Raw genomic sequence first — 9,152 nt, 5'->3', positions numbered from 1 at the left:
GGGGAGCTACCATGAAATTACATTTTAACACACTTGCCTATCAAAAAGAAGCAGTGGATTCTATTGTTTCTCTATTTGCTGGTGAAGCACCACTGGCGCAGCGCTACAGCCAAGAATATGGCGATTTGATCAGTGCCTCAGTGGCTAATCATCTTTCAGTGAGTCCTGATCAGATATTGCAAAATTTGCAAGCGGTGCAAAATCGTAACGCTATTGCCCCTAGCGAAGACCTCGCCCAGCGCCAATTTTGCATTACCATGGAAACCGGCACCGGCAAGACCTATGTTTATACCAAAAGCATTTATGAGCTCAATGCGTATTATGGCTTTACCAAATTTATAATCGTCGTGCCTTCTGTTGCCATTCGTGAGGGGGTGCAAAAATCACTAGAGATAACCCACGACCATTTTCAAACGCATTATGGCAAAAAACCTATTCGTTGGTTTGTTTATAATTCGTCGCGTTTGTCGGACGTTCGCGAATTTGCTCATAGCACTGACATTGAAGTGATGATCATCAATATTGATGCTTTTCGCAAAAGCGAAAATATCATCAATCAGCCTATGGATCGTATGAACGGTGACCGGCCGATTGACCTCATTGCCAATGTTTGCCCTATCGTGATCATTGATGAGCCGCAAAGTGTGACCAACACAGCTAAGGCAAAGGAAGCCATCAGCTGGCTTAATCCGTTATTTGAATTGCGCTTTTCAGCAACCCACCGTGAGGAGGTCAATCCGATTTATAATCTCAGCCCTATCGATGCTTATGAACAAGGGTTGGTGAAACAGATCAGCGTTTCTTCCCTATCAACACAAGATAACTTTAATCAGCCTTATCTGCGGTTGGTTAAGGTTGATCACAGCAATGGCTACAAAGCGCGCATTGAATTAGACGTTAAAAAGGCTGATGGCACCATTGCGCGTACCACCAAAACTGTCAAGGTCGGTGAAGATTTGTATTTGCTGTCTGGCGAACGTGAGCAATATCGTGATTGGCAGATTACCGACATTGATTGTTTAGAAGGCTATGAAAATATAGAAATGAACGGCTCACGGTCGCTGGCGCTTGGGCAAGCGATTGGCGACGTGTCAGAAAAAGATATTCGGCGTGGGCAAATTCGCAAAACCATTGAGCATCACCTTGATAAAGAATTGCAACTTTTGCCGCGGGGTATCAAGGTTTTATCCTTATTCTTTTTAGACCGCGTCGAAAATTATCGCGTCTATGGTGAAAACGCAACGCAGCGCAGTGAATATGCGCGTATTTTTGAAGAGGAATATAACAGTCTTATTCAATTGCAAAAATATCAGAGCTTGCAACAGTTTTTGCCATATTTTACTGAGGCAGAGCGCGCCCATGATGGTTATTTTAGCAAGGATAAAAAGGGCAAGCTCAAGGACACGCGCGGCGACACGGCAGATGATCAAAGCACCTATGCCTTGATCATGAAGGATAAAGAAAAACTCCTATCGATGAAAACACCCTTGCGGTTTATTTTTTCCCATTCGGCCTTGCGCGAAGGGTGGGATAACCCCAATGTCTTTCAGGTTTGCACGTTGCTGGAGCAAAGCAGCGCTTTATCAGCGCGTCAGCGCATTGGACGCGGCTTGCGCTTATGTGTCGATCAAACGGGCGAGCGCATTTATGATAAAGAGATTAACTGTTTACATATTATCGCCACCGAGAGCTTTGCGGAATTTGCCGATAAATTGCAAAGAGAAATTGAGAATGAGACCGGTGTAAAATTTGGTGTTATCGATATTTCCACATTTATAGCTATGGAAATTCCTGTTTCTGCGGCTCAATCTTTAGGCGTCGACGTGCCGCAAGACGTTCAAGCAGATTATGAAAGATGGCAGCAGGATTTGAGCACGCCGGCTCCAGTCGCGCATGATGAGCCTACGGTCGGTGAAGAAAATGATATAGCCTTGCCCGAGTTTCAGCCACCCGCGCGGACAGAACCAAGGGTGAGATTGGGCTCTGAGCAAGCGGCAAAATTGCTCAGCGTTCTTGTTGCGCAAAATGTGCTGGATCAAAAAGGTAAATTAACAAAGGCCGCACAAGAAAAAATCCGTAGTGACAGTTTGAGCGAAATGTTGCCCGCAGCTTATCAGCCGATTGCCAACCCAATTATTGCAGAAATCCGTAAAGCAGATAGGCGTGTGCCTCTTCGTGACGTTTCTAAAGAGGTTAAGATTAAACTCAAAAAGCATGTTCTAGAAAATGCCGAATTTCTGGCGATATGGGAGAAAATCAGCCAAAAGACACGTTATCGGGTGCAACTTGATCAAGAGAAATTCCTTGCAGAGATAAAGGAAAAGCTCAAGGCATTGCCGCCGATCGAAAAGCCAAAGATTGAAGAAATAACGGCGACCATAGACGTGAACAAGCAAGGCGTTGAAGCAGAGCAGCAGCAGGTGCGTTTGTTCCAATTAGACCAGGCACTCACGACCATACCGGATCTAATGACAATGCTTACCCAAGAAAACAAAATCACCCCACGCACGTTATGGGCGCTTTTAAAAGAGCTCAAATTTGAGCATGGTTTATTGAATAATCCTGAAAAATTCATTGAGCAAATGCATCTGTTAATCAAGCAGGCAAAGGCAGCAATGCTGACGCAGGGCATACGCTATACAAAAATCCATGGCGAAACTTATGCAGCGCAAGAGCTATTCGATAAAGAGGAACTCACAGCCTATTTGGAGCGTAGCGTTGAAACCAGCCGCAGCGTTTACGACCGTGTCAAAGTGGATAGCGACGTTGAATCTGCTTTTGCGCAAGATTTAGAAAAAGATCCTGATGTACGCTTTTTCTTCAAGCTGCCAGAAAAATTCAAAATAGACACGCCCTTTGGTGGTTATAATCCAGATTGGGCCGTGCTTTTAAATGAATATGGCACTGATAAGCTTTATCTCGTGATCGAAACCAAGGGTTCTGTCCAGGAATGGCAACGCCGGGTGAGCGAGAACGCGAAAATCCAGTGCGCGCGTCAGCATTTTGCAGAGCTTGGAGCTGTCACCTATAAAGATGCAGACAGCTGGAAACAAGCCAAGCCAGCCGCGTAAATGGCCATCTTTCGCTTGCTATTTCGTTTATTGCGGTGAATAGGCTGCATAATCACTGCAGCCTATGCGGTAATTACCTTGCCCTTGACACAACCAGACTTTTGATACGACGTAGTACGATATTCTGCAATTGAAGAAGGAGGGATATTTTTCCCAAAGCCTAAGCGATGGCTGTGTACTAGCTATAGATTTTTAGATCGTCAATAGCGATTTCTATGAGCTAGAACAACAACTCGGTGTCTTTTAAGGTACCATACTGCTTTGGTTGTAAAAGACTTAATTGTAAGCCAAAGAAAACAAAGGCTGTTCGTTGCAAAAAAAATATATTATATTTGAACTTAAGTTATGTTTTGATCTTAGATTTAGGTTATAAGCGAAACGTGTTTGTTAAGGTTATGCTGTAGATCTATAATTGAATCTTTTCAATTACAGTAGTACCATAATTGTTTTCATAAACCAAAGAACCCGATTCTGTATAAAAACCTCATGTTTGCAAAAAATATAACCATCATTATCACACCCAAGTAATTTCTGATAGGGTTTTGTGTGTATTACCCATAATACTTTGGTTTAAACTGAATACTCTGATCAAAAAGTTAAGCTTAATCCCAAAGAATGCCTCGATAATTCAAGAGGGTTTTATATTTTCATTGGAGCTTTAAATGGTAGAGCATCCTTTCTCTTAAGAAAACTGTGCAAGCTCTTCTATGACATCTCGTCGCCCCTTTGCAAAGATAACTTCTTTGCAAAGGGGCGGGGTTACTTGCGATTATATAGCTTAGTAAGAAAATCCTCGTGTATAATGTAGAATTTACCTTGATAGATAATCTAAATATATCTCCAATTAACATTGGAGATATATTTTAGTGGGAGGAGGAGTATATGATCGCCCTTATTAAAACCCATCGACCTGACCTAACCCATGAGCATTTACAAAAATTAGCCCGAGGCAAAATCTTAGCGCTGGTCGTTTCATAGTTTATCACATACACGATGATAACTGAGGCTAAAGAGGAGCTATTCCGGCATAATAAAAAAGGCTCCTTAGGCCACGCGAAGGAGTTTACGCGTTTGGGGATGGCGTATGCAGAGATTCAAAACGAAACTGACAGAGAACGTTACCATAATTTAGCGTTGCACAATATGCAAATGATTAGAGCGTGTTTTTCTTCTCTTGTATCGCCCAGTGATCTACTACGTCTCACCCTTGACGATATTTGGCCTACTGGGGCTTCTTTGTTGAATGTAGCAGGGAAAAAATTTTTGTAGGGGTTTGCTGTTATTTGACTCCAGGGATTGATTTAGAGCCTCACATTGACGACTTAGAGTGGACTCTACCTAAAGACATAGACTTTAAATTGAAACATCAATTGTCTGCAAATATATATTTGCAGGTTCCTGAAAAGGGCGGCGAGTTAGAATTATGGAACATTTTGCCATCTGCCCAAGAATATGAAAAGTTGAAAGGGAACCGACATTATGGGATCAATCGGCACGACATGCCTCCTCCGGCTGTAACGCTAAAGCCAGAGTTAGGAGACCTAATTTTCTTAAATCCGCCCTTTATACACGCGGTGCGTCCTGTAGCGGATGCCGATAGAATCACTGCCAGTGCTTTTATCGGTATAGAAGCGGATGATAAAAGTCTAGTATACTGGAGCTAACTATGTATAAAGTATCAGTACAAGCCAAAGGAAATTTTCAAACGGAAGACTATATAAATAAGACAGCTGTCTTGTTGATCAGTGTAGGGAAAGAATACCGCGAGGGGCATAAGTTAGATTCAACGATAAAAAAAATAAATAAATGCAGCTTTGGACGATGTCTGATTGCTGTCGCAGATACTCTGCAACGGCATAATATAACTCATGAAAATACAGAGATGTGTTACGAAGCTAGCCGTCGGATGGGCGATGAATGGCTCGAAAGAAATAAAAGTTTATTTGCAAATCTTGCCATGCCCTATACGGTAGAAAGATGGGATGCGCTTCGTAATAGGGCTGACTATTTACATAATTATCACATGATAACTAGAGAATATTGCTGTAATAAAGAATATCGAGAATGTATAAATAAAACTATAGATGTTTTTGCAATGAGGCATAATATTGAACAAAGTTCTCTCTCTTATGATGAACTATTTTATAAGTCATTATTTTACATCTTAGAAGAATACCCTATTATTATGCCCATGTGGGTAAAAGATAATGTAGACTTCGTTATTTATCCTCAGCCCATGACAGACGCTATGAAAAAAACGCGAGAAATATTTGTAGAGCAAAAAGGTAGCACAAACGTGAATTGGTTGGCGCTAAAGTTTAGAAAGAAACAGCAGGATAAAAATAGTTCAGGAGAGTTCGCGAATGCAAATTAAAAAAGTTTTTTATGGCCTTGCTGGAATTTGTATTGCGAGTTTCTTAGGATGTATTGATTTAACGGTGGTGAATACTATTATTCCTGCTATAGGGAGAGAGTTTTCTTTCCTTTTGCGGGAGACTCAGTGGGTGACTTCTATTTTTATGATAGCTATTTCCGGTTTTATGGTAGCGTCTGGGGCCGTTACGGACAAATAGGGACGAAAAAAAATGCTCCTCGTAGGACTGGTTATTTTTGGGGTGGCTTCTCTTCTCGTCGGTCTTAGCTCTGTTTTTCCATACCTTGTTTTTTTTCGTTTCTTACAAGGCATAGGATGTGCTATCCTTTATACGGTATCAGGCGCTATAATCACCTATATGTTCAAAACACAAGAACAAGGCAAAGCTTTGGGCATTCTTTTTGCTGTTAATGGAATTGGTTTAGCTATTGGCCCTGTATTAGGGGGCGGCTTCGCAGCTCTTATCAGCTGGCGTTATGCTTTCTTAATCAATATACCTTTTCTTTTGCTTAGTTTATTCCTATGCATATTTTTTGTTCCTGAAGGAAAAAGCGAAGATCTTAAGAAAATAGATATCAAAGGATGTTTTTTGTTAACGATTACGCTCCTCTGTGGAGTAAGTTATTTTTCTTTACAATTGACTACCGCACAGGAATTTTTGCTTCTGTCTATATCGTTAATTTCTGCAATTTTGTTTTTTATACATGAAATACGGTTTTCAGAACCAATGATTGAATTTCATTTTTTCAAAAACCCTCTTTTCATTGCTGCTCTACTCGCAAGCTTTTTTTTTAGCTTTTTTCTATTCGTCTTTACTCCTTACTCTTCCTATTGTATTATCAAAAACCACAAATCAAACAGATCTAAAAATTGGTTTTACGCTTTTGCCTGCAACGCTAATGTTTGCTATTAGCTCCGCTTGGGTTGGACGACAAAGTCAAAAAATAAAACCTAAATATTTCATCCTCGTAGGCTTAATGCTTTTTATTGCTGCGAGTTTAGGTTTAAGTTTTATTGCGTCTGCCCCAACGCCGTTATTTCTCTTGTGCCTAGCTCTTTTGGGCATAGGCTGGGGCACTATCCTCAGCCCTTCGACGCTTATTACTTTACATTCCTTACCCCAAAATCAAGCAGCCTTAGCTATGGGGACCTCTTGGACTGTGCATAATATCGGCGGTGCTTGTGGCGTTGCTTTAACGGTGGCTATCTTATCACATTCAGAAGTATTAAGTAAAACATATAATTTACTTATCATGGTCTTGCTTATTTTAGCCTTTTTTTCGTTCTTTATTACAACGATCCTAACAAAAAAATATTAATTCTTACAATGGAATATAAAAATATTTTCCATTAGCAAATACGACTTTACGCAATATTTTACAATAGGGTTATTAGACCATGGGTAGCTGTTTCCAATGAAGGCAAAGGTGTATGGATTCCTTTTGAAGTGCTGTACCGATTTGTTTGCTCAAAATCTCATCACTATGCAAAAGGAACTCGATCAACGGCGACTATTGCAACGCAAAATGGTTTCTGCTTGTTTTTAAAGGAATTTTTCATTCGATGTAGGAAACAGCATAGCACATTTGTTAATTTTTGGTGTCAATACACCGCCATTGACATTTTCCAAACCCTTCTATGCAAAAAGTTGCCATACTTGCCATACCCCAAGATTTGCGGGCTTTTTCGCTTTTTGCAATTGACTTCCTTTGTATAAAAATCCTCTATTTTTCTCTAATTTTTCTTCTTCCTATGCCCCTTTCCTGAAAAACACCGTACTTGGAAAAAGCAAGTACGGATCTTTTAGTCAAGGGAAATCAATGGCTTAGCAATTGACCAGTTCGCAGCAGTCTATGCCTGTCATTGTCAACCAGTGAGCTGGCGTAGCACATTATCATCTGCACGAATGGTGAATCTGGCTTTATAGCAATTCTCCTTACGCGACCAAGGAAGCGGGTCTATAGAAAGGCCGAAAGTTTGCTTGAGTTTATCTGCCAATTCCTGCTTCTGCTTTTTTAGCTTATCGTCTGCAGCGCTATCCTGCCACGAGAGACTTCCTCCGGTTTTTGCAAGAACCAATAGGAGTGTCCACTGGTTCGTTATTTTGCCAGATTTTTGATTTTTCATCTTTAAGTGTTCAGGCTCTAATCGTGCTTGAATTTTCCCGCAGGAGACCAACAACATCTCAGTGGCCGTAAATTTAAACACAAACTGTTCCCATGTTGCGCCTACTGGTGTCGGGAATTGATACTCCGAGCCCAGCTTGGCTGATTTTGGCAATATCGTTTCCAGCCAATTGGAGATAATGGTTTGAGTGCTATTTTTTACCGTTATTTTACCTGCGGTATCCACGGCAAGTACATCCTCTATGCTTATGAGCTTGGATTTATGTCTGCTGCTCGCTTGAGCACTAGCGGTGCAGAGAATCAGTATAATACCAAAAAAACAATAAAGTCAATAGTTTGTATGCAATTATTTTATATGAATCCACTTAAGAATCCACACTTTTGTATATGATTCAATTGACCATTTTTTATATAAGATTGCCATGTATGAATAGACCATAAAAAGCAAATCATGATACAAATCTTATAACGCATATGAACATTCAAAAACAGTAATCATTCATAACAATTTAATAATACGTTTTAATCATAAAATCGATAGTTACTATTAGGGAGGTAATCGTTTGAATTATCCAATCAACATAATTGCACGTGTTTAAATCACATCTTAACAATTGAATTGCTTATGGCAGTAAAATTTCTAAAAGAGGATTGGGCGTTTAAAATTGTTTATAACGTTAAAAATTGTTAGCTCTAAAAAACAACGCCTCTAAAATTGGGGTTATCTACTTTAGAAGTATAATTTTCAAGTATCTCTTATATCACGCATCAGTGCCACTAAAATCACTCATCTCAAATTTGAGAGCGTTAAGTTTATTTACTCCAATTTTGGGAGCAGTAAAATTATTCGCACCATTTTTGGTGTCAATAATCAACGGCACCAAATTTGGATTCGTTAAGTTCTCAAATATTCTCTTGAGATCATGACTAGGCATAGTTAAAATGGTTTAGTTATTAGACTTTCTATTGTAGTCATAAGATCACGCATGTTTCATTTCCGTTTGATAAAAGCCGTTGTTTATTGTCTTATGAGAGATTGGTTTCAAAACCAACGCTTACAAGCATAAAATCAAAAGAGCGGGTTTATTGCTAATTACACTTACCAACGCATTTATTCTTGATTGGATTGATAGAGACCTTACAAAACGTTTTAATCTACTCAATAGGTTTTATCGTAAATGCTGTATTCACAGTTTCTCTCTTCATATCAAATATAACAAGAACGTTTTATGCTTTTTTGGATAACGTTTCATAATGACAATAGAGAGCTTGCAATATGATAGGTTTTGTATATAGAGGCATTTATTATTAATTTGTATTTTTTATGCATTTCAATCTATAAAGCCGCGCTTTTAATCGACGCGGCTTTTTTAATTAGGTTTAAAAATAAGGGGCCCCCCCCCATGCCTCGTTATTTATTGTTTTTAATATCAACAATCATCCGACCTTTATAAACCTCCTGATGATTTTTAATAGAGCTTATTTTGCTTTTTTTATCGAGAATGGCAGTGCCATAGACTTTCCCCAAAACCTTAATCTTGTGGGAAATCTTTGCTCTATCATAAACAGAACCATAAATTT

The 9,152-nt window shown here is 39.6% G+C and carries 7 protein-coding genes; 6 read left to right on the top strand and 1 reads right to left on the bottom strand.

The features are described 5' to 3' along the window. The first annotated feature begins 11 nt into the window (after positions 1–11). The 6 genes from BN67_RS10220 (at position 12) to BN67_RS13300 (ending at position 6,764) form a co-directional block, all read left to right on the top strand. On the top strand, positions 12–3,071 hold the full coding sequence (locus BN67_RS10220; RefSeq protein ID WP_026088283.1) for a restriction endonuclease: 3,060 nt from the start codon (positions 12–14) through the stop codon (positions 3,069–3,071). Between the two features lie 1,283 nt (positions 3,072–4,354). Beyond that, positions 4,355–4,735 (top strand): 2OG-Fe(II) oxygenase, encoded by a 381-nt coding sequence (locus BN67_RS13315; RefSeq protein WP_051011299.1) that lies wholly within the window; start codon positions 4,355–4,357, stop codon positions 4,733–4,735. Between the two features lie 2 nt (positions 4,736–4,737). Then, positions 4,738–5,445, top strand: a complete 708-nt coding sequence (locus BN67_RS10210) for a hypothetical protein (RefSeq protein ID WP_019223983.1) — start codon at positions 4,738–4,740, stop codon at positions 5,443–5,445. Further along, positions 5,435–5,644 carry a hypothetical protein gene (locus BN67_RS13310; RefSeq protein WP_051011298.1) on the top strand — a complete coding sequence of 70 codons (210 nt, stop codon included), beginning with the start codon at positions 5,435–5,437 and terminating at the stop codon, positions 5,642–5,644. The genes BN67_RS10210 and BN67_RS13310 overlap by 11 nt, the downstream gene beginning before the upstream one ends. Before the next feature lie 12 nt (positions 5,645–5,656). After that, the gene (locus BN67_RS13305; RefSeq protein WP_051011297.1) at positions 5,657–6,358 is read left to right on the top strand and encodes an MFS transporter; all 702 of its coding nucleotides are present in this window, start codon (positions 5,657–5,659) and stop codon (positions 6,356–6,358) included. Further along, positions 6,330–6,764 carry an MFS transporter gene (locus BN67_RS13300; RefSeq protein ID WP_425277080.1) on the top strand — a complete coding sequence of 145 codons (435 nt, stop codon included), beginning with the start codon at positions 6,330–6,332 and terminating at the stop codon, positions 6,762–6,764. The genes BN67_RS13305 and BN67_RS13300 overlap by 29 nt, the downstream gene beginning before the upstream one ends. A gap of 547 nt (positions 6,765–7,311) precedes the next feature. Here the strand turns inward: BN67_RS13300 and BN67_RS10200 are convergent. Continuing rightward, a complete protein-coding gene (locus BN67_RS10200) occupies positions 7,312–7,797 on the bottom strand; it encodes a hypothetical protein (protein ID WP_019223982.1) in 486 nt (161 codons plus the stop codon). Positions 7,798–9,152: the final 1,355 nt, after the last annotated feature.

Source organism: Bartonella rattaustraliani AUST/NH4, from assembly GCF_000312565.1.
GTDB classification, from domain to species: Bacteria; Pseudomonadota; Alphaproteobacteria; order Rhizobiales; family Rhizobiaceae; genus Bartonella; species Bartonella rattaustraliani.
This window is presented reverse-complemented; position numbering and strand designations above follow the sequence as displayed.